Consider the following 21,239-nt stretch of genomic DNA (forward strand, 5'->3'; position numbering starts at 1 on the left):
GGGGTGCCCCGGGGGGGGGGGGGGGGGGGGGGGGGGGGGGTTGGGGGGGCCCCCCACCCCCCCCCACGCCAGCGAGATCAGCGGCTGCACCCGGCGGGCCTCCTGGTCGGCCTCGACCGCCGCGTGCCGGGCCAGGGCCCCGACCCGCACCCCTTCGTCGTCCGTGCGCACGTAGGCCAGGTCGCTCAGGCCGTTGAGGTCGACCAGCGAGCTGGGCGCCGCGAGGCGCATCGAGAGCAGCGGCACGAGGCTCTGACCTCCCGCCAGCACCTTGGCGTGCGGGTCGGCGGCCAGGCTCGTCACCGCCTCCTCGAGGGTGGTGGGCCGGGTGTAGGCGAAGGGGGCGGGCTTCACAGGACCTTGGTGACCTCTCCGGCCCCGAGGCTCTCGCGGCGCCCCTTGACCATGTGGAAGTAGGCGATGACCAGGATCGTGCCCAGCGCGATGCCGCCGAGCTCGAAGTCGTCGGTGATCACCATGGTGACACCCCCGATGCCGGCGATGATGCCCGCGGAGAGGCCGACCAGGTTGACGGGGTTGCCGAAGTCGACGCCGTTGTCCACCCAGATCTTGGCGCCGATGAGCCCGATCATCCCGTAGAGCACCACGGTGATGCCGCCGAGCACGCCACCGGGGATCGCGTTGACGATCGCACCGAACTTGGGGCTCAGGCCGAGCAGGATCGCGACCAGGGCCGCGACGTAGTAGGCGGCCGTGGAGTAGATGCGGGTGGCCGACATGACGCCGATGTTCTCGGCGTACGTCGTGGTGGGCGAGCCGCCGAAGGCGCTGGCGAAGGCGGTGGCCAGGCCGTCACCGGCGATGGCGCGCCCCATGTAGGGGTCGAGGTCCTCGCCGGTCATCTCTCCGACCGCGCGCACGTGGCCGGTGTTCTCGGCGATGAGGGCGAGGACGCCGGGCAGCACGAGCAGCACGAAGGTGAGCGAGAAGCTCGGGCCGTGCACGACCGAGACGCCGTCGGCGAGCGTGCCGCTGGGGAAGCCGACCCAGTCGGCGGCGCCGACGCTGCTCCAGTTGACGCGGTCGTGGGTCGTCGCCTCGGTGGCGCCGCCCAGGACCGAGGTGATCGGGCCGAAGACGGCGTCGGAGAACCACGAGAGTAGGTAGCCGAAGACCAGCGCGAGGGCGACCGCGATGCGCGAGAAGAAGCCCGGCAGGAGCACGGCGGCGGCGACCATGAAGGTCGCGGTCGCGAGCGCGATCCACTGGTCCTGGGGCCAGTAGATGCCGGCGACGACGGGCGCGAGGTTGAACCCGATCAACATCACGACCGCGCCGGTGACGGCGGGCGGCAGGATCGCCTTGAGCCAGCCGGCTCCGGCGACGTGGACCAGCACGCCGACCGCGGCGAGCACCAGACCGGCGACCATGATCGCGCCCGTGACGTCGGCGGAGTCGCCGCCCTGGAGGCGGATCGCCGCGACGCCTGCCACGAAGGAGGCGCTCGTCCCGAGGTAGCTGGGCACCTTGTTCTTGACGATCAGCAGGAACAGGATCGTGCAGATCCCCGAGAAGAGGATCGCCAGGTTGGGGTCGAGCCCCATGACCAGCGGGAAGACGAAGGTCGCGCCGAACATGGCGACGACGTGCTGGGCACCCAGTCCCACGGTGCGCGGCCAGCTGAGCCGTTGCATCGGGCCGACGGCCTCCCCGGGGGGCGGGGTCTTGCCGCCGTGGACGACCTCCCACTTGAACATCGACATCTTGGGCTCCTCGGGTTCGGGTTCGGACTTGCCGGTCCGGCCGACGCTAGTGTTCTGCATCACGTGCCAGCACCGGCACCTTGTGCCAAGCGAGGCGGCCCTGACCTGGCAGACCTTGCAGGGCAGACCTTGCGGGGCGGACCCCGGAGGCGGACCGGTCAGGCCCGCATCGCCAGCACCTGCAGCGCGACCGCGACGTCGAGGCGCAGGTGCGGGTCGGTGGTGAAGGGCCCCAGGATCCGCTCGAGCTTGCTCACCCGGTAGCGCATCGTGTTGTAGTGGAAGAACTGCTGGCGCGCCGCCTCGGCCACGTTGAGGTTGGTGTCGAGCAGGATCTGCAGGGTGGTGCGCAGGTCGGCGGCCTCCTCGGTGTCCTGGGCGAGCTCGCGCAGGACGTCGGTGGCGAAGGAGCGCACCTCGGCCGGGTCGGGCACCAGCGCGATCAGCCGGTGCACCCCGAGCTCGTCGAAGCGCGTGGTCCCACCACCGCCGCCCACCCTCCGGCCGACCTCGGTGGCCCGACGCGCCTGCAGGTAGGCCTCCGGCAGCTGCTCGGGCGTGCTCACCAGGCGGCTCACGCCCACGGAGAAGGGTCGCCGCCCGCCGCCCCGGTCACCGCGCACCGCTGCGACCAGCCGCGCGACCGCGGCGTCCACCTCGCCGTCGGGCACGGGCAGGAGCGCCACCACCTCCGCGGTGAAGTCCACGGTGGCGATCGAGGGCCGCTGTCCGTCGCACACCTGACGCCAGGCGGTCGCGAAGCGCTCCTGCCACGTACGCCGCAGCCGCCCGGTCACCGGCGGCTCCTCGGACGTCGCGGGGTCCAGCTCGGCCGAGAGCACCACCAGGGGACCCTCCAGGTCCCAGCCGAGGCTGGCGGCGTGCTCCACGACGTAGGTGCGGTCGCCGGCGCGGCCCAGGAAGACGTCGCGCAGGAAGTCGCCGCGGTACTTGTTCTCGACGGCCGCGACCGCCTCCTGCCGGGTCACCAGCAGCGCCGCCACGGTCGCCGCGCGCTCCAGCGCCACCACGTCGTCGCGGGTCAGCGCCCGGTGCGGGCTGACGCACACGAGCCGGGCGAGGTCGGAGCCGCCGGCCGCGATCGGCTGCAGGCAGACCTCGCCGTCGGCCAGCGCGGCGGGGCGGGTGCTGGCGCGCTCGACGCGGAAGCGGCCCCCGGGCACCATCAGCTCGGCCTCGACCAGCGCCTCGCGCATCGGCTCCGACAGCGCGGCGGCCCGCTCGCGGCCGTCGGTGGAGGTGATGAGGATCCCCACGTCGAGCACGCGGGCCACCTCTGCGGCGATCTGGTCGAGGTCGCCGCCCTCCAGCACGAGCAGGGTGAGGGCACGGTGCAGCGCGTCGATGCGCTCCAGGACCCCGGTGGCGAGCTCGTTGAGCCGGCTGAAGGTCTGGCGCAGCAGGTCGTCGAAGCCCAGCGCCATCGGCAGCGCGATGATCGGGAAGTCCAGCTCGTCGGCGACGGCCAGCACGTCGGTGTCGATCCTGTCGAGGTAGCGCCCCAGCTTGATGCCCAGGCCCGCCACGTCGCGTCCATGCAGGTCGCGCACCAACCGGACCAGGGTCGAGGAGCCCGGGTCGTCACCGGTCGCGAGGGGGAAGCCGGTCGTCACCAGGAGCTCCTGGGGCTTGACCCAGTCGACGATGTCGGGGACCTCCATGACGTTGACCCCGCTGACCATCCGGTCGAGCCCGCGCCGGCCCGCGAGCACGATCGCCCCCCGCATGCCCTCGAGCTCGCAGAGGTCGCGCACGCTCACGCCGTACCCGGGACTGATCACCGCCGAGCCACCCTCTCCCCGTGTCTCCCACGACACTCCGAGCCCGACACGCTAGCCCAACGAGCGGCGTCTGGCGCTATCAGTTGTTGGCCCCCTGGGGCGCCAGGCTTGGCAAGACCTGCCATCGGCCCCAGGCCCGGCCCGGCGCTAGCGTCGAGACCCCGGGCCCGGAGGCCCGGCACCCTTCCCGCGACTGCCCGAGAGGACGCATGACTCCCCCGCAGCCCGCCGCCCGCGACCGCGTGGTCGCCTCGAGTCCCGCGTGGGTCGTGGCCGGCCTCGGCGGACCGGTGCGGGAGGTGCCCGTCGTCCACCGGGGCCCCGATGCGGTCTATGTCGACCTCGGCGACCGCGTCCTCGGCGTCCTCTCCACCGCGGCCACCGCGGTGCCGTGCGGCCTGCGCACGACCCTGCCGGTGCTGCCGGCGCCCCTCACCTCCGCGCGCCGCGCCCTGGTCGGCGGTGGCCACCTCGACCTCGACGACACCCGGGTCGTCGTGACACGGGTCGTGGACGCCGGCGTGCCGCGACGTCCCGGTCGCGACGCCGATGCGGCGCGGCACCTGCTCGCCCGGGCCCTCGGCTCGCCCGACCCGGTCGACCCGACCGCCGCCCCGGTGCTGCGGGCCGTGGTCGACGAGCTGCCCCCCGAGTCCCTCGTGCTCCTCGCCGACGGCGACCCGGACGCGGCCACCCTGCTGCTGGGTCGCGGCTCCGGCCTGACCCCGGTGGGCGATGACGTGCTCTGCGGGGCCCTCGCGACGCTGGTCTCGGCCGCGGTGCGCGCCCCCGCGCTGACCGCCGCGGTCCTGACGCTGGCACCCGAGCGCACCACGGCCCTCTCCGCCACGCTGCTCGGCTGTGCCGCGCGCGGCGACGTGCTGCCGCAGTTCGCCGAGCTGCTGCGGCACCTCGACTCCCCCGGGGCGGCCGACCCCGGCGACCCCGACGACCCCCGCACCACCGCCGCCGCGACCGCCCTGGTCCGCGTCGGCCACACCTCCGGGGCCGGGCTGCTGCTCGGCACCGCCGTGGCCCTGCGCCACCTCGCGACAAGGAGCACCCTGCGATGACCAGCCCGCCCCCCACCTCCCCTGGAGCCACGCACCAGCACGTCGAGGTCCGCCCCGGCGCCTACGCCGACTCGGTGACACTCCTGCAGGTCAGCAAGGACGTCGCCGGCGCCCCCGGCGTCTCCCGCGCCCAGGTCGCCATGGCCACCCCCCTCAACCTCGAGGTGCTCGAGCAGATGGGCTTCGAGCTGCCGCCGACCACGACCAACGACATGGTCGTCGCGCTGATGCTGGACGACGAGGACGCCCTGCCGGGCGCGCTCGCGGCCGTCGGCGCAGCGCTCGCCGCGTCGACGCGACGCCGCGAGGGCAGCGCCGAGCTCGCCCCCGCCCGTACGACGGGCCGCGCGCTCGCCGAGGGCGGCGCCGACCTCGCGCTGGTCTCGGTGCCGGGCCAGCACGCGCTGGTCGAGGCCGTCGACGCGCTGGACGCCGATCGTGACGTGATGATCTTCAGCGACAACGTGCCCGTGGAGCAGGAGGTCGCGCTCAAGGACCTCGCCACCGCCCGGGGACTGCTGGTCATGGGCCCCGACTGCGGCACCGCCGTGGTCGGCGGCGTCGGCCTCGGCTTCGCCAACACCACCGCATCGGGCCCGGTCGGCATCGTGGCCGCCTCGGGCACGGGCTGCCAGCAACTCATGTGCCTGCTCGAGGCTGCGGGCGTAGGCGTCGCCGCCGCGCTCGGCGTCGGCGGGCGCGACCTCGGCAGCGTGGTCGCCGGGCGCTCGACGCGCACGGCCCTCCAGCGACTCGACGCAGACCCGGCCGTGGAGCTGGTGGTCGTGGTCTCCAAGCCACCCGCCCCCGAGGTGGCCGCCGACCTGCGCGCGCTCGCCGCGACCCTGGCGACGCCCGTGCACTTCGCGCTGCTCGGCGACGGCCAGCCCGACCTGACCGAGGCCGCGGAGGCCGTGCTGGGCGCGCTCGGCCACGACGTGCCGACCTGGCCGACGTGGGGGGCGACCGGCGCGGGCACCCCCGGCACCAGCGGCTTCCTGCGGGGGCTCTTCGTCGGCGGCACCCTGTGCGACGAGGCGATGCTCGTGGCCGCGCACGACCTCGGCCCCGTGCGCAGCAACATCCCGCTCTCGCCCGAGCTGGCGCTCGACGGTTCCCTGCGCGCCGACGCCCACACGATGGTCGACTTCGGCGACGACAGCCTCACAGCCGGTCGCGCCCACCCGATGATCGACCCCACGCTGCGCCTCGAGCACCTCGCCCGCGCCGCCGCCGACCCCACGACCGCCTGCCTGCTGATGGACGTCGTGCTCGGTCACGGCGCCGAGCCGGACCCGGCCGGGGCCCTGGCTCCCGCCGTACGTGACGCGATCGCGACCGCTCGCGCCGCCGGTCGCGACCTGCCCGTCGTGATCGCCTGCGTCGGCACCGAGCTCGACCCGCAGCACCTCTCGCGCCAGGCCGCCACGCTGGCCGAGGCCGGCGCCGAGGTCCACCTGTCCAACGCCCGGGCCACGCGCCGGGCCGTCGCCCTCACCGGAGGCCCCCGATGACCGCTCCCACCCCCGCCCCGCTGCCCACGACCGCTCCCGGTGGCGTCGCCGCCGTCGGTGTCGACCTCTTCGGCGACGCCGTGGCCGAGCAGGCCGTCGGCGTGACCCGCGTCGACTGGCGTCCACCGATGGACGGCACCGCCGCCGACCTCGCGGTCCTGGCGACCGACCCGCTGCGACGCGAGGCCAACGCCCGCGCCGTCGCAGCGATGCTCGACGTGCAGGCCGTCCTGGTCGACGTCGCCCCCGCCTCGGAGGTCCTCGGCCTCGAGCAGGGACAGTTCCTCCACGCCGGACCGCCGATCAGGTGGGACGCCGCCTCCGGGCCCCTGCGTGGCGCACTCATGGGTGCCGCCGCGCTCGAGGGCCTCGTGACCGACCCCGAGGACGCCGCCGCCCTCTTCGAGGCGGGCTCGTCGGTCTCGCTGGACCCCTGCCACCACCACAGCACCGTCGGCCCCATGGCCGGCGTCGTCTCCCCCTCGATGTGGATGTGGGTCCTCGAGGACCCCGCCACCGGGCGCCGCACCTACTGCTCGCTCAACGAGGGGCTCGGCAAGGTCCTGCGCTACGGCGCCTACGGACCCGACGTGCTCGAGCGGCTGCGCTGGATGTCGGCCGTGCTCGGGCCGCTGCTCGCCCAGGCGGTGCGCGCCACCGGGCCCGTCGACGTCACGGGGATCCTCACCCAGATGCTGCAGATGGGCGACGAGGCGCACAACCGCAACCGCGCCGGCACGCTGATGCTGCTGCGCGACCTCGCCCCCGCGATGGCCGAGTCCGGCACGATGCCCGGCGACGTGGCCCAGGTGCTGCGCTTCGTCGGCGGCAACGACCACTTCTTCCTCAACCTGGCGATGCCCGCCTGCAAGCTCGCGCTCGACGCCGCCCGCGGCACCGAGGGCTCCACCATGGTCGTGGCGATGGCGCGTAACGGCACCGAGTTCGGCATCCAGGTCGCCGGCACCGGCGACACCTGGTTCACCGGGCCCGCCCAGGTCGCCGAGGGGCTCTTCCTCGGTGACTACGGCCCCGAGGACGCCAACCCCGACATCGGCGACTCCGCCATCACCGAGACCGCCGGCATCGGCGGCTTCGCCATGGCCACCGCCCCCGCGATCGTGCGCCTCGTGGGCGGCAGCGTGCCCGACGCGCTGGCGACCACCCGACGGATGCGCGAGATCACGCTCGCGGAGAACCCGCGTTGGTCGATCCCGGTGCTGGAGTTCGCCGGTGCCCCGACCGGCATCGACGTCAGCGCCGTGTGCCGCACCGGCATCCTTCCCCAGATCAACACCGGCATGGCCGGCCGCGTCGCGGGCGTGGGCCAGGTCGGCGCCGGCTTGGTCACCCCACCCGCGGAGATCTTCCCGGCCGCCCTCGCCGAGCTCGCGCGTCGTACGACGGCACGGGCGGCCGGCTGATCTCGTCACCGGTCCTCGGGATTCGGCTGTGACGGGCGTCTGGAGTCACTAGCGTCAGGACCCATGAGCAAGTCCGCGTCCCTGACCCGCGTCGCCCTGGCCTACGTCGCCGCCCTCGCCGTCGCCGTCGCCTGGCTCGCGCTCGGGCCGAGCACCGGCTCGCTGCTGTGGGACGGCCTGGTCGCGGACCTGCTGGCGACGCTGGTGATCTTCGGCGCCAGTCGCCTGCACCACAACTCCAGCTTCTACGACGCCTACTGGTCGGTCGTGCCGCCGCTGCTCATCGGCTGGTGGTGGAGCCAGAGCCCCGAGGCCGACGACACCCGCGCCGCCCTGGTGATGCTCGTGGTCGTCGTCTGGGCGGTGCGGCTGACCGGCAACTGGATCTACGCGTTCCCCGGCCTGCACCACGAGGACTGGCGCTACCCCCTGCTCCGGGAGCGCGCCGGCAAGGCCGAGGTGCTCGCCGACCTCGGCGGCATCCACCTGGTGCCCACGATCCAGGTGTTCCTCGGCTGCCTGCCGGCCTACGTCGCCGTGACGCGTCCCGGCAACGCCGTCGGCTGGCTCGACGCGGTCGCGGTCGTCGTGGGGCTCGGGGCCGTGCTGCTCACCTTCGTCGCCGACCTGCAGATGTATCGCTTCGCCCGCACCCGCCGGCCAGGCCAGGCCCTGGACCAGGGCCTCTGGGCGTGGTCGCGCCACCCCAACTACTTCGGCGAGTGGGGCTTCTGGGTCGCCCTCGCGCTCTTCGGCGTCGCCGCATCGCCCGGTGACGCGTGGTGGCTCTTCGTCGGTGCCCTCGCGATGCTCGCGCTGCTCCTGGGCGCGAGCATCCCGATGATGGAGGAGCGCAGCCTCGAGCGGCGCCCGGCCTACCAGGACGTCATCGACCGCGTCCCCCGCTTCGTGCCGCGACCGGCACGTCGTACGACGTGACGCGGGCCGCCACCGACCGGGCCCGCGTCGTCGTCGCCGGCCTCGGCGACTCCGGCCTGCTGACCGCCATCCACCTCGCCCGCCACCGTGACGAGGTCGACGTCGTCGGCATCTCGAGCAAGCCCGAGCTGGTCAGCGGCCAGGAGCTCGGGATGCGACTCGCCCGGCCCGACGCCTGGGCGCGCGACTACCGGATCGGCTTCGACCGCTACCGCCGCCTCGATCCCGTACGCCGGGTCCACGCCACCCTGACCGGCCTCGACGTCGCAGCACGCGAGGTCCGGCTGACGACGGCCTCGGGCGCGGCGAGCACGGAGCCCTACGACGTCCTGGTGATCTCGACCGGCGTCACCAACGGCTTCTGGCGCCGGCCCGACCTCCAGGGCACCGCCGACGTCGACGCGGACCTGCGCGCGGCGCACGAGAGGCTCGCGGCAGCCGCGTCCGTGGTCGTCATCGGTGGCGGTGCAGCAGCGGTCAGCAGCGCCGCCAACCTCGCGCTGACCTGGCCGGACAAGCAGGTCGCGCTCCACTTCCCCGGCGAGCGCGCGCTCCCCCAGCACCACCACCGGGTCTGGCGCACCGTCGCCGACCGGCTCACCCGTCTCGGGGTCACGCTCCGACCCGGCCACCGCGCCGTCGTACCCGACGGCTTCGCCTGCGACGCGATCACCGACGCGCCCGTCGCCTGGAGCACCGGCCAGCCGCCCACGTCCGCCGACGCGGTGCTCTGGGCGATCGGCCGGGTCACCCCCAACACAGCCTGGCTGCCGGGCGACCTGCTCGACGAGCGCGGCTTCGTGCGCGTCGACCCCGACCTCGCGGTCCCCGGTCACTCCGGCGTCTTCGCCCTCGGCGACGTCGCCGCCACCGACCCGCTGCGCTCCTCGGCCCGCAACCGGGCCGACAAGCTCGTGGCCGCCAACATCCGTGCTCACCTCGCCGGTCGACCCCTGAGGACCTACCGCGCGCCCGGTCGGCGCTGGGGCTCGGTGCTCGGCTTCCAGCCCGACGGCCTCCAGGTCTTCGCCCCCTCCGGCCAGGCCTTCCGCTTCCCCGCCTGGACGATCCGCAGCGTGCTCCAGCCGCTCATCGTGCGGCGCGGGATCTACGGCGGCGTACGACGCGACTGAGGCCGGCCGGCTGGGGGTGAGCATCAGGAGGTCCCCCGCCACCCGCATCCCCCACAGGTCACCGCCCGCGGTCGGGTCCTCGCCCGGACCCTCCCCGGGAAACGGGTCCAGGTGTGCCAGGCTCTCCGCGGAGCTTCTCGGGGATCTTCGAGACCGACCGACGCATCTCGCGCCCGCGCACCTCGCGCACGAACCCAGGAGCTCCCATGAAGCGCATCGCCCTCATCGTGGCCACCGTCGCCGCCCTCGCCAGCCTCACCGCCTGCTCGGGCTCCGACGACGAGCCCACCGCCGCCACCGAGAGCACCGAGTCCGCCGACACGCCGACCGAGGAGCCGACCGACGAGCCGACCGACGAGCCGACCGAGACCGCCGCGGACGACCGCTTCGCCGCGGCGCTCACGCAGGTCTCGGACCTCTTCACCGTGCTCAACACCCAGGACGACGTCGAGCCGACGACCACCGAGGAGGCCAACGCCGCCGCCGGCCTCGACGACACCACCCCGCTGGTGTTCGTCGACTACTCCACGCTCGAGGACGGCTCCGGCGGCTCGCTGTGCCTGCTCTCCGACACCGGGACCTACGTCGCGGTGAGCTTCGCTGACGGCGAGGGCGAGGTCGACCTCGGCGAGGGTGACTGCAGCTACGACCCCGCCGACGCCACGGTCGTCGGGGACCTGGCCAGTGACACGTGGACCGTCGGCGCCGAGCTCATGGGCGACCTGCTGCCCACCGCCGTCTTCGGCGGCTGACGACCTCCAGCCGTTGCGGGCGGCAGCCCGCACGGGGGACCCGTTGCTGGGTCTTCGCACGCCCAGGACTGTTGCTGGCGGTGCCCGGAGTCATGGGTGCTGGGCTCGCCCTCGTGTGGCCGGCGTTGCACACCGACGTCACCGGCTCCTGTCGCCTGCGGCACGAATGTCGGACAGGTGGTGACACGGCGGGCAGCTTTCCCGGGTCAGCCGACGTGCCAGTAGCGCCGGACCATCTCCGCGCGAGCCTCGTCGTCCTTGGCCCACTTCTTCGCCAAGGCAGCGTCGCGGGTGCGCAGTCGCTCGAGCACCGCGTCGATCAGCTCACGAGGAAAGATGCCCTCGGCCTCGAACCACTCCCGTTGACCCTCGAGGGCGTCGGCTGACTCGGAGCAGGAGGTCGGCAGCTGGTCGAAGCTGTCGTGGTCGTCGGCGCTGAGGCGCTCGGTGAGCTCCAGGCTGTCGGGGTCGCGCAGTCCACGGCGCGCCGCTACGGCCATGCCAGCCAGGAGCAGATGGACGTCAGCCGAGCCGTCGGCCAGCCGCAGCTCCACCGTCTGAGGGTGGGTGCCCGGCTCGGCGCTCGCGGTGGGGCTGCCCGGGTTGGCGTGGGTGATCATGCCGGGCAGCACGTCTCCTCCCCAGGCGAGCGGCACGCGGACCAGTCCCGTGCGGTCGGTGTCCCCCCAGCAGATTCCCTCAGGCGACTCCCCGCCGTCGGCGAAGCGGAGGTAGGAGGTCGGCACGGTGTTGCCGAAGGCAGTCAGGGCCTTGGCCGCCGACAGGTAGCCGGCGATCAATCGCCGACCTGTGTCGTTGATTCCCTCATCGTCGACGATCGCGTTGCTGCCGTCGTGCACCAGCCTGCTGTGGATGTGCAGCCCACTGCCGGCTCCGGCGCTGCTGACCGAGGGGGCGAAGGTCACCTCCAGGCCATGGGCGTAGGCGACCTCGCGGACCACCCACTTCGCCAGGACCAGCGCGTCCGCGGCCTCGAGCGCCGCGACGGGCCAGAACTCGATCTCGTGCTGCACCAGCTGTCGGTCGTCCTGGCGGATGTTGCCGACCTCGCCGTGGGCGTACTTGAGCTTCACGCCCATCGCGTTGAGGTGGCCCAGCACCTGCTCACGCACCTGCTGTCCCTTGGAGAAGGGCGCAGACTCCTGGTAGCCGTGCTCCTCTTCGACCGGGTAGATCCGTTCGACGTCGTCGACGAGGTAGTACTCGAGCTCTCCGAAGGCCTCGAGGACCATCCCGGTCTCCTCGGTGAGCGCCTCGGCAGCGCGCCGGAGGACCTGCTCGCCCGCGTAGGGCAACGGCTCGCCATCCTCGCCGTAGAAGGAGCAGAGGACGTCGAGCGAAGGTCTCTCCCCGAACGGGTTCAGGAAGGCCGTGCGGTGACGCGGCACGATGTAGACGTCGCTGGCCGCGGCCTCGGTCCCTTCGAAGACGCTGGAGCCATCGACGCGCTCACCCCTGGTGAGGACCTCGATCAGGTGTTCGCGTGAGTTGATCGGGAACGCGATCGTCTTGAGACGCCCATCGCCTCCGAGGTAGCGCAGGTTCACCTGGCGCAGCTCCAGCTGCTCCACGGCCCGCACCAGGTCGCTGGCGGTGAAGTCTGCCGCTGGCTTCTCGAGCAGACGCACGATCGGGTGGGGTTCGAGAACGTCGATGGTCACGGGCAAGGTTCTATCAGTGATCGCACCGCGAGCCGGCAGGTCTGCGTCGACCGGCCGGCATCGCGCCGGAGTCGTGGCTACGCCGGGAACAGTGAAGGCCATGGACCCCGGAGGAGCCCATGGCCTTCGTGGTGGGGTTTCCCCACTGTTCTGTGCGCGAGGGGGGATTTGAACCCCCACGCCCTTTCGGACACTGGCACCTGAAGCCAGCGCGTCTGCCGTTCCGCCACTCGCGCATGTAGCCGGGCAAGGCTATCCCAGCCCTCGACCAGGTCCCAAACCGGGCCGGAGGGTGCACGAGTCTGACCCCGCACCCCGATACGATCCTCAGACCCCGCCTCGGTGTCGGGGTGGTCGTCATGTCTGCGGAAGGAGGCGACGTGGGAGGACTGCAACGCTTCGAGCAACGGCTCGAGCAGATGATCTCCGGTGCGTTCGCGCGGGCCTTCCGCTCGGCGGTGCAGCCGGTGGAGATCGCCGCTGCCCTGCAGCGCGAGTGTGACAACAACGCCCAGATCCTCTCCCGCGACCGCCGACTGGTCCCCAACGACTTCCACGTCGAGCTGTCCCAGACCGACCTCGACCGCCTCGCGACCTACGAGGGCGCGATGGCCCAGGAGCTCGTCGACCAGCTGCAGCAGCACGCCGACGCCCAGGGCTACGTCTTCACCGGCCCGGTCCAGCTCGGCTTCGAGCCGGCCGACGACCTGACGACGGGCCGCTTCCGGATCCGCAGCTCCGCGCAGGCCAAGGTGACGGGCAACGCCTCCCACACCCAGGTACGCCGGGCCCACGCGCTGCTGGACGTCAACGGCACGCAGCACCCGCTGCACGCGCCCGGGCTGGTCATCGGTCGCGGCACCGAGGCCGACGTACGCATCAACGACCCCGGCGTCAGCCGGCGCCACGTGGAGTTCCTCGTCACCGGTCACGGGGACGACCTGATGGTGGAGGTCCAGGACCTCGGCTCGACCAACGGCATGCTGGTGGACGACCGCAAGGTCCCACGAGCCACGCTGCGCAACGGTTCGCGAGTGAAGGTGGGCAACACGACGATGACGGTCCGCGTGGTCAGGGACGATGCCGATGTCTGAGCTGACCCTCTTCCTCATCCGGGTCGCCTACCTGGCGATCCTCTGGATCTTCGTGCTCTCCGCGATCTCGGTGATCCGATCCGACATGTTCGGCGCCCGGGTCCCCGAGACCGCTCGAGCCGCGGGCCGGGACGGCAAGGCCGGCAAGCAGCCCAAGCAGAAGGCCCCGGCCAAGCGTCGCGGCTCGCCGACCCAGGTGGTCGTGACGGCCGGCACCAGCGAGGGTGCCGTGGCAGCCCTGGAGGACGCCCCGATCCTGATCGGACGCGGCACCGACGCGGCGATCCGGCTCGAGGACGACTACGTCTCCACCCGCCACGCCCGCATCGCGGCCTCCGGTGACCAGTGGTTCGTCGAGGACCTCGGGTCCACCAACGGCACCTACATCGGCACCGTCCGCATCACCCAGCCGACCACGATCACCCTCGGCACGCAGGTGAGGATCGGCAAGACGATCCTGGAGCTGCGCAAGTGAGCTCCCCGCTCCGGCTCCACTACTCCGCGATCTCCGACGTCGGTCGGGTCCGCAAGGACAACCAGGACTCCGGCTACGCCGGCCCCTGGCTGCTCAGCGTCTGCGACGGCGTGGGCGGCGCGGCTCGTGGCGACATCGCCTCCAGCACCGCCATCCAGCAGCTGCGCGAGCTCGACGACCCGCCGGCCGACGACACCGGCTCGGGGTTGCTCGACCGGGTCACCGACGCGCTGCACGAGGCCCACGTGCGCATCGGCCGGCTCGTCGACGCCGACCCCGCCCTCAACGGCACCAGCACCACCGCGACCGTCGCACTCTTCGACGGCTCCCGCATCGGGCTGGGCCACGTGGGCGACAGCCGCGCCTACCTCTTCCGCGACGGCGAGCTCTCCCAGCTCACCAAGGACCACACCTTCGTCCAGTCGCTCATCGACGAGGGCCGCATCACCGAGGAGGAGTCGCGGGTCCACCCGCACCGCAACCTCATCCTCAAGGCCCTCGACGGGATGCACGAGGCCGAGCCCGACCTCTTCATGATCGAGCTCGTCGACGGCGACCGGGTGTTCCTGTGCAGCGACGGCGCCTGCGGAGTCCTCGACGACGGCCGGCTCGCCGACATCCTCAACATGGGCAGCCCCGACTTCGCCGCCGTCGAGCTGGTGCGTGCCAGCCTCGAGGCCGGCAGCTCCGACAACGTCACCTGCATCGTGGCCGACGTCGTCACCGAGGAGGCGGCGCTGGCCGACCCCGAGATCGCCGGCCTCGAGCCGCTGCTCGTGGGCGCTGCGGCCGAGCTGCGGCGCCGCACGCCGCGCGGCGCCAAGGGCAGCCTCTTCCGCGGCCACCGCTCCGGCGACACCGGCGAGCTCGACCCGATCGAGGCCGAGATCCCCGAGGGCGTCCACGCGATCCCGGCCGACCCGATCGACCCCGAGACCGCCCGCTACGCCCCCCGGCCGCCCGCGCGCTTCCAGTGGCTCAAGCGGGTCCTGGTGCTCGCGATCGTCGTGGGTGTGGTGTGGGTCGGTGTCGCGGCCGCGTGGTCCTGGACCCAGGACCAGTACTTCGTCGGCGAGCAGGACGGCAGCGTCGTCATCTACCGCGGCATCAACACCGACCTGCCCGGCGTCTCGCTCAGCTCGCTCTACATGACCAGCGACGTCGAGATCGAGCGCCTCTCCGACTACGACGCCGGTCGCGTGCGCGACGGCATCGAGGTCGCCGACCTCGATGCCGCACAGGAGACGGTCCAGAGCCTGGCCACCGAGATGTCCCCGACCGACGAGGCCGGCTGAGATGTCCCAGACCTCCGCCCTGATGGGCTTCGTGCACCGGCGTCGCCGGGGCGCCGAGCTCTTCCTGCTCGTCCTGGCGCTCGCGGTCGGCGTGGGTGCCTACGCCGCCGTCGGCATCGGCGTCGAGGGCAGCGTCCCGGTCGACATCGTCAGCTATGGCGGCTGGCTGACCGGGCTGGTCGTCGCCGCGCACGTCGCGGTCCGCTTCGTGGCGCCCTACGCCGACCCGGTGCTGCTACCGCTCGTCGCCGCGCTCAACGGGCTCGGCCTCGCGGTCATCCACCGCCTCGACCTCACCGACGGCACCACCTTCGCGCGCCAGCAGCTCACCTGGATGACCCTCGGCGTGCTCCTGTTCATCGGCGCCCTGGTCGTCCTGCGCGACCACCGCGTCCTGACCCGCTTCACCTACACCTTCGGCCTGAGCGCGATCCTGCTGCTGCTCCTGCCGCTCGTGCCCGGGGTGGGCAAGACCATCAACGGCGCCAAGATCTGGATCGGCGTCGGTCCCTTCAGCTTCCAGCCCGGCGAGGTCGCCAAGGTGCTGCTGGTGGTCGCCTTCGCCGGCTACCTCGTCCTGCACCGCGACGCCCTGGCCCTGGCCGGACGCCGCGTCGTCTTCGTCGACCTGCCCCGCGGCCGCGACCTCGGCCCGATCCTCGCCATGTGGCTGGTCAGCCTCGGCATCCTGGTGTTCCAGAAGGACCTCGGCTCCAGCCTGCTGTTCTTCGGACTGTTCCTGGTGATGCTCTACGTCGCCACCGAGCGACCCGGCTGGCTCGTGGTCGGCTCGGCGCTGTTCCTCAGCGGGGCCCTCTTCGCGTGGCGCGCCTTCGGCCACGTCCAGGATCGCGTGGACATCTGGCTGCACCCGTTCAAGTACTACAACAACCCGACGCCGCCCTTCAGCGACCAGATCGTCGAGACCATGTTCGGCATGGCCTGGGGCGGGCTCATCGGGCGCGGCTTCGGCGAGGGCGACCCGACCCGGATCAGCTATGCCGAGTCCGACTTCATCATGGGCGCCATCGGCGAGGAGCTCGGGCTGACCGGCGTCATCGCGGTCCTGCTGATCTACGGCCTCATCGTCGAGCGCGCGCTGCGCGCCGCCCTGATCTCCCGTGACGGCTTCGGCAAGCTCGTCGCCGTCGGACTGGCGAGCGTCGTCGCCCTCCAGGTGTTCGTGGTCATCGGCGGTGTCACCCGCCTGATCCCGCTCACCGGTCTGACCACCCCCTTCCTGTCCTACGGAGGCTCCTCCCTGGTCGCCAACTGGGTGATCATCGCGCTCCTGCTGCGCATCTCCGACCAGGCCCGACGACCGATCCCGGACCTGTCCGGGCAGGACGAGGAGCCCGACGAGATGAACACCCAGGTGATCAAGCTGTGAACAAGCCGATCCGCACGATCTCGATGTTCTGCCTGCTGCTCTTCGTCGCGCTGATGCTCAACGCCACCTACCTGCAGTTCTGGCGCGCCGACTCCCTCGACAACGACCCGCGCAACCGCCGGGTCATCGAGGCCGCCTACTCCCGCGAGCGGGGCGCGATCCTGGTCGGTCGCGAGCCGATCGCCGAGAGCGTCCCGAGCGACGACCGCTACGAGTTCCAGCGGACCTACCCGATCCCGTTCAAGTACGCCCCCGTCACGGGCTACTTCTCCTTCTTCAGCCAGACCGCCATCGAGCAGACCCAGAACGAGGTGCTCTCCGGTGAGGACCCGCGCCTGTTCGTCACCAAGCTCGTCGACCTGCTGAGCAACGACCCCAACAAGGGCGGCAGCGTCCAGCTGACGCTCGACCCCGACGCTCAGGACGCCGCCTACGAGGGCCTCGACGCCCTGCCCGGCGACGTCGAGGGCTCCGTCGTGGCTCTTGACCCCGCGACCGGCAAGATCCTCGCGATGGTGTCGCTGCCGACCTACGACCCCAACAAGCTCGCCTCCCACGACCTCGACGAGGTCACCTCGACCTACGAGCGGCTCGACGAGGACCCCTCCGAGCCGCTGGTCAACCGCGCGATCGCCAAGACGCTGCCCCCGGGCTCGACGTTCAAGATCGTCACGGCCGCGGCCGCCATCGAGAGCGGCAACTACACCGCGAGCTCCGAGGTGCCCGGCGGCTCGACCTACCGCCTGCCGCAGACCTCCGCCGAGAGCGGGGTCATCGACAACGAGGGCCGCGACTGCGGCACCGACCGGATCCCTTTCGCGCAGGCCATGGAGAACTCCTGCAACACCACCTTCGCCGCGCTCGCCAACGAGCTCGGCGCCGAGGCGATGCTCAAGCAGGCCGAGGCCTTCGGCTTCAACTCCACCTACCTCGAGGACCTGCGGCCCCAGGCCGAGTCGGTCTTCCCCGAGGACATGAACCCGCCCGAGACCGGCCAGTCCGGCATCGGCCAGTTCGAGGTGCGCTCCACCCCGCTGCAGATGGCGATGGTCGTCGGCGCGGTCGCCAACAACGGCGTCGTCAAGCGGCCCTACATCGTCGACGAGGTCCAGTCGGCGGAGTACGACGTCCTGGAGAAGACCGAGGACAGCGACCTGTCCCAGGCCATCTCCTCCTCGACCGCGGCCGACCTCACGCAGCTGCTGGTCTCCACCGTCGACAACGGCACGGCCAGCCCCGCCGCGATCCCCGGGATCAGCGTCGCCGGCAAGACCGGCACCGCCCAGAGCGGCATCGACGACGTGCCGCCCTACGCGTGGTTCGTCTCCTTCGCGCCGGCCGACGACCCCCAGGTCGCGGTGGCGGTGATGATCGAGTCCGCCGACATCCCGCGCGGCGAGATCGCCGGTGGCCAGCTCGGCGGCCCGATCGCCAAGGCCGTGATGGAGGCGATCATCAATGACTGACGAGACCGGTCCCGTGCAGCCCGAGCGGTTCGCCGACGACGGCCGCCGCTACCGCCTCGACTCCCGCATCGCCACCGGCGGCATGGGCGAGGTCTGGCGAGCCACCGACACGACCCTGGGCCGCGAGGTCGCGGTCAAGCTGCTCAAGCACGAGTTCGCCGACGACGCGACCTTCCGCTCCCGCTTCGAGACCGAGGCCCGTCACGCCGCCGCGCTGCACCACCACGGCGTCGCCGGCGTCTACGACTTCGGAGAGGCCGGTGCCGCCGACGGCTCCGGCCAGCCGCGGCCCTTCCTGGTGATGGAGCTCGTCGACGGCAAGCCGCTCTCCGACCTGCTCAGCGGCGGTCGACCCCTGGACCCCGAGGTCGCCCGCGACCTGCTCGCCCAGGCCGCCGACGCCGTCGCGGTGGCCCACGCGGCCGGCATCGTGCACCGCGACATCAAGCCCGCCAACCTGCTGGTGACGCCCGACCGGCAGATCAAGATCACCGACTTCGGCATCGCCCGTGCCGCCGACGGGGTGGGCATCACCCAGACCGGCCAGGTGATGGGCACCCCGCAGTACCTCTCGCCCGAGCAGGCCCGCGGCAACCCCGCGACCACCGCCTCCGACGTCTACTCGCTGGGCTGCGTGGCCTTCGAGTGCCTGGTCGGCCGGCGCCCCTTCGAGGCCGAGTCCCCCATCGCCACCGCCCTGGCCCACCTCCAGCAGCCGGTGCCCGAGCTGCCCGACGACGTGCCCGCCGACCTCGCCGCCGTCGTACGACGGTCCCTGGCGAAGGAGCCCGCCGAGCGCTATCCCGACGCGGCAGCCTTCGCTGCGGCCCTGCGTGACCCGTCGTCCGCCGAGGCGACCCAGGTGGTCGCCCCGGTCGCGGCGCCGGTGCCCCCGGTCGACACGCAGAGCACCCAGGTGATGGGGGTGCCCCCCGTCGACCCCGGTCCCTCCACGATGTCCACCCCGGTGTCGACCCCGGTGCCGCCGCCGGCCTCCTCAGCACGACGCTCGCCGTGGGTGGCGGTCCTGGTGGTCCTGCTGCTGCTGCTGCTGGCGGCCGGTGCCTTCGCGGTGCTGACCGGCGGCGACGACACCGAGGAGCCGACGCCCCCGACCTCGTCCAACGGCGAGCGGGTGGTGATCGACGAGAGCGACTACGTCGACCGACCCGTCGACGCCGTGGTCGACGAGCTCACCGAGCGCGGCCTGCGCGTCGACACCGTCGAGCTCGACAACGGTGGCGACGAGACACCCGGGCTGGTGGACGGGGTGGACCCGTCCGGCCGGCTGCGGGTGGGCGACCTCGTCGAGGTGACCTACTGGGGCGATGCGCCCGAGGAGGAGCCGACCGAGGAGCCCTCGGAGGAGCCGACGCCGTCGGAGGAGCCGAGCGAGACGCCGTCGGAGACGCCTTCCGAGGAGCCCAGCCTGGAGCCGACCGAGGTCCCCACCGAGGTGCCGACCGAGACGACGCCCCCGGCGGAGACGACCCCGCCCGCCTCCAGCGCGCCCGCGGCCGGCACGTCGCCCTCCGCGGCCCAGGGCAGCACGGCCGGTGCTCCGCCCGCCGCCCAGCCCACCGACTCGACGACCGAAGGAGCACCCGCGCAGTGAGCACCTCAGGTCCCGTCCTCATCGGCGGCCGTTACGAGCTCGGCGAGCTGCTCGGCCGCGGTGGCATGGCGGAGGTCCGCAAGGGCACCGACCAGCGCCTCGGCCGGGTGGTCGCCGTCAAGCGCCTGCGCACCGACCTCGCCAGCGACGCGACGTTCCAGGCCCGCTTCCGGCGCGAGGCGCAGTCGTCGGCGTCGCTCAACCACCCCTCGATCGTGGCGGTCTACGACACCGGGGAGGAGCCCTCGACCGACGGCTCCGGGGTCGCCCAGCCCTACATCGTGATGGAGCACGTCGCCGGCCGCACGCTGCGCGACATCCTGCGCGAGGGCCGCAAGATCCTGCCCGAGCGGGCCCTCGAGATCACCAGCGGCGTGCTGGCCGCGCTCGACTACAGCCACCGCGCCGGGATCATCCACCGTGACATCAAGCCCGGCAACGTCATGCTGACGCCGAGCGGTGACGTCAAGGTCATGGACTTCGGCATCGCCCGGGCGATCAGCGACGCCTCCTCGACCATGACCCAGACCGCGGCCGTCGTGGGCACCGCGCAGTACCTCTCCCCCGAGCAGGCCCGCGGCGAGACCGTCGACTCCCGCTCGGACGTCTACTCCACCGGCTGCCTGCTCTACGAGCTGCTCACCGGGCGCCCGCCGTTCGTCGGCGACAGCCCGGTCGCCGTGGCCTACCAGCACGTCCGCGAGCCGGCCGCCCCGCCGTCCGACCACGACACGGACCTGCCGCCGGAGATCGACGCGATCGTCATGAAGTCGCTGGCCAAGAGGCTCGAGGAGCGCTACCAGTCGGCGGCCGAGATGCGCGCCGACATCGAGCGCTACCTCTCCGGCCGCCCGGTCCAGGCCGTCGTGCCCCCCGGCACCGAGGCCACGCGTGTCGTGCCGGTCGTGCCGCCGCTCGCCGGCGTCGTCGGTGCGTCGACTGCCGCCACGGGGGTCATGGCCACGCCCGCCGCGACCGCCCCCCGCCCACCGATGCCGGTGGCGGCCGACGACGACCCGCGTCGGCGTACGGGTCTGCTCGTGACGCTCGGCGTGCTGATCCTCGGGCTCATCGTCGCAGCCGCCTACTTCGTGCTGCCCGCGATGTTCGAGAGCCCGCCCGAGCAGAACCAGGTGCCCAGCGTCGTCGGGGAGAGCCTCGACGCCGCCCGCCAGGCCATCGGTGACGCCGGCCTGACCGTCGGGGACATCAGCTATGAGGACAACGACTCGGTCCGCGAGAACCACGTCATCAGCCAGGACCCCAACCGCGACCAGTACGTCGACCCCGGCACCTCGATCGACCTGCTGGTCTCCTCGGGCAAGCCGATGGTCGTCGTCCCCTCGGTCGTCGGGCAGCTGCGCGGGGCGGCGGCCGACCAGATCCGTGCCGCGGGACTGAAGGTCGTCGTCGAGGAACGCGACTCCGACGAGGACAAGAACCAGGTGCTCGAGACCTCACCGGCCGTGGGCTCCGAGGTGCCGGTCGACAGCGTCGTCACCGTGTTCTACTCCGACGGTCCCGAGCGCATCCCCGGCGTCATCGGCGACATGCAGGACGTCGCCGAGGAGAAGATCCGAGCCGCTGGCTTCTCGCCGGTGGTCCGCCCGGACGAGGCCTCGACCGAGCCGGCCGGCGTGGTCACCGACCAGTTCCCCGGCTCGGGTGACACCGCCGACCAGGGCGCCGAGATCATCATCTTCGTCTCGACCTTCGTCGAGCCGACCCCGACCCCCACCCCGACCCCCACGCCCACCGACATCCCCACCACCGAGCCCCCGCTGCCCACCGACATCCCCAGTCGCTCGGGTCCCGGGGTGCTGGGCGCGCTGCGGAGCACAGAACCCTAGTCGGGAGTGGC

Annotated in this window: 17 protein-coding genes and 1 tRNA gene; 13 read left to right on the plus strand and 5 right to left on the minus strand. The window is 72.6% G+C overall.

All coding sequences use genetic code 11. The features are described 5' to 3' along the window. The 3 genes from RMN98_RS00695 to RMN98_RS00705 all read right to left on the minus strand — a co-directional run. A partial coding sequence (locus RMN98_RS00695; protein ID WP_309646878.1) for an FAD binding domain-containing protein occupies window positions 1-354 on the minus strand: 354 nt, incomplete at its 3' end. Continuing rightward, window positions 351-1,724 carry a solute carrier family 23 protein gene (locus tag RMN98_RS00700; RefSeq protein WP_309646879.1) on the minus strand — a complete coding sequence of 458 codons (1,374 nt, stop codon included), beginning with the start codon at window positions 1,722-1,724 and terminating at the stop codon, window positions 351-353. The genes RMN98_RS00695 and RMN98_RS00700, both read right to left, overlap by 4 nt. 158 nt (window positions 1,725-1,882) lie before the next feature. After that, window positions 1,883-3,526 (minus strand): PucR family transcriptional regulator ligand-binding domain-containing protein, encoded by a 1,644-nt coding sequence (locus tag RMN98_RS00705; protein ID WP_309646880.1) that lies wholly within the window; start codon window positions 3,524-3,526, stop codon window positions 1,883-1,885. 209 nt (window positions 3,527-3,735) lie between these two features. On the opposite strand from RMN98_RS00705, the gene RMN98_RS00710 reads away from it, so the two are divergent. The 6 genes from RMN98_RS00710 to RMN98_RS00735 all read left to right on the plus strand — a co-directional run bounded on the left by RMN98_RS00710 (window position 3,736) and on the right by RMN98_RS00735 (window position 10,361). After that, window positions 3,736-4,599, plus strand: coding sequence for a DUF2877 domain-containing protein (locus RMN98_RS00710; RefSeq protein ID WP_309646881.1), 864 nt, complete (start codon window positions 3,736-3,738; stop codon window positions 4,597-4,599). Beyond that, a complete protein-coding gene (locus tag RMN98_RS00715; protein WP_309646882.1) occupies window positions 4,596-6,113 on the plus strand; it encodes an FdrA family protein in 1,518 nt (505 codons plus the stop codon). The genes RMN98_RS00710 and RMN98_RS00715 overlap by 4 nt, the downstream gene beginning before the upstream one ends. Continuing rightward, entirely contained in the window at window positions 6,110-7,537 is a 1,428-nt protein-coding gene (locus RMN98_RS00720; protein ID WP_309646883.1) for a DUF1116 domain-containing protein, read from the plus strand. Before RMN98_RS00715 ends, RMN98_RS00720 begins: the two co-directional genes overlap by 4 nt. Before the next feature lie 63 nt (window positions 7,538-7,600). Next, on the plus strand, window positions 7,601-8,476 hold the full coding sequence (locus RMN98_RS00725) for a DUF1295 domain-containing protein (RefSeq protein ID WP_309646884.1): 876 nt from the start codon (window positions 7,601-7,603) through the stop codon (window positions 8,474-8,476). Next, entirely contained in the window at window positions 8,473-9,609 is a 1,137-nt protein-coding gene (locus RMN98_RS00730) for an FAD-dependent oxidoreductase (protein WP_309646885.1), read from the plus strand. Before RMN98_RS00725 ends, RMN98_RS00730 begins: the two co-directional genes overlap by 4 nt. Before the next feature lie 206 nt (window positions 9,610-9,815). Next, a complete protein-coding gene (locus tag RMN98_RS00735; protein WP_309646886.1) occupies window positions 9,816-10,361 on the plus strand; it encodes a hypothetical protein in 546 nt (181 codons plus the stop codon). Between the two features lie 206 nt (window positions 10,362-10,567). Here the strand turns inward: RMN98_RS00735 and RMN98_RS00740 are convergent, their stop codons facing one another. After that, on the minus strand, window positions 10,568-12,043 hold the full coding sequence (locus RMN98_RS00740; RefSeq protein WP_309646887.1) for a glutamine synthetase family protein: 1,476 nt from the start codon (window positions 12,041-12,043) through the stop codon (window positions 10,568-10,570). A gap of 153 nt (window positions 12,044-12,196) precedes the next feature. Then, a tRNA-Leu gene (locus tag RMN98_RS00745) sits at window positions 12,197-12,279 on the minus strand. A gap of 144 nt (window positions 12,280-12,423) precedes the next feature. Between RMN98_RS00745 and RMN98_RS00750 the strand changes: the two genes are divergently transcribed. From RMN98_RS00750 to pknB, 7 genes are read left to right on the plus strand one after another with little or no spacing between them, the layout of a single operon-like run. Then, the gene (locus tag RMN98_RS00750) at window positions 12,424-13,137 is read left to right on the plus strand and encodes a DUF3662 and FHA domain-containing protein (RefSeq protein WP_309646888.1); all 714 of its coding nucleotides are present in this window, start codon (window positions 12,424-12,426) and stop codon (window positions 13,135-13,137) included. Then, entirely contained in the window at window positions 13,130-13,612 is a 483-nt protein-coding gene (locus RMN98_RS00755; RefSeq protein ID WP_309646889.1) for an FHA domain-containing protein, read from the plus strand. Before RMN98_RS00750 ends, RMN98_RS00755 begins: the two co-directional genes overlap by 8 nt. Further along, window positions 13,609-14,907, plus strand: a complete 1,299-nt coding sequence (locus RMN98_RS00760; RefSeq protein ID WP_309646890.1) for a protein phosphatase 2C domain-containing protein — start codon at window positions 13,609-13,611, stop codon at window positions 14,905-14,907. The genes RMN98_RS00755 and RMN98_RS00760 overlap by 4 nt, the downstream gene beginning before the upstream one ends. A 1-nt stretch (window position 14,908) precedes the next feature. Further along, a complete protein-coding gene (locus tag RMN98_RS00765) occupies window positions 14,909-16,297 on the plus strand; it encodes an FtsW/RodA/SpoVE family cell cycle protein (protein ID WP_309646891.1) in 1,389 nt (462 codons plus the stop codon). Next, the gene (locus RMN98_RS00770) at window positions 16,294-17,763 is read left to right on the plus strand and encodes a penicillin-binding protein 2 (RefSeq protein ID WP_309646892.1); all 1,470 of its coding nucleotides are present in this window, start codon (window positions 16,294-16,296) and stop codon (window positions 17,761-17,763) included. The genes RMN98_RS00765 and RMN98_RS00770 overlap by 4 nt, the downstream gene beginning before the upstream one ends. Next, window positions 17,756-19,378 (plus strand): serine/threonine-protein kinase, encoded by a 1,623-nt coding sequence (locus RMN98_RS00775; protein WP_309646893.1) that lies wholly within the window; start codon window positions 17,756-17,758, stop codon window positions 19,376-19,378. The genes RMN98_RS00770 and RMN98_RS00775 overlap by 8 nt, the downstream gene beginning before the upstream one ends. Continuing rightward, window positions 19,375-21,228: a Stk1 family PASTA domain-containing Ser/Thr kinase gene (gene pknB, locus RMN98_RS00780; RefSeq protein ID WP_309646894.1), complete on the plus strand. Its 1,854-nt coding sequence runs from the start codon at window positions 19,375-19,377 to the stop codon at window positions 21,226-21,228. The genes RMN98_RS00775 and pknB overlap by 4 nt, the downstream gene beginning before the upstream one ends. The last annotated feature ends 11 nt before the right edge of the window (window positions 21,229-21,239 follow it).

It is taken from the genome of Nocardioides sp., from assembly GCF_031397825.1.
Lineage (GTDB): Bacteria > Actinomycetota > Actinomycetes > Propionibacteriales > Nocardioidaceae > Nocardioides.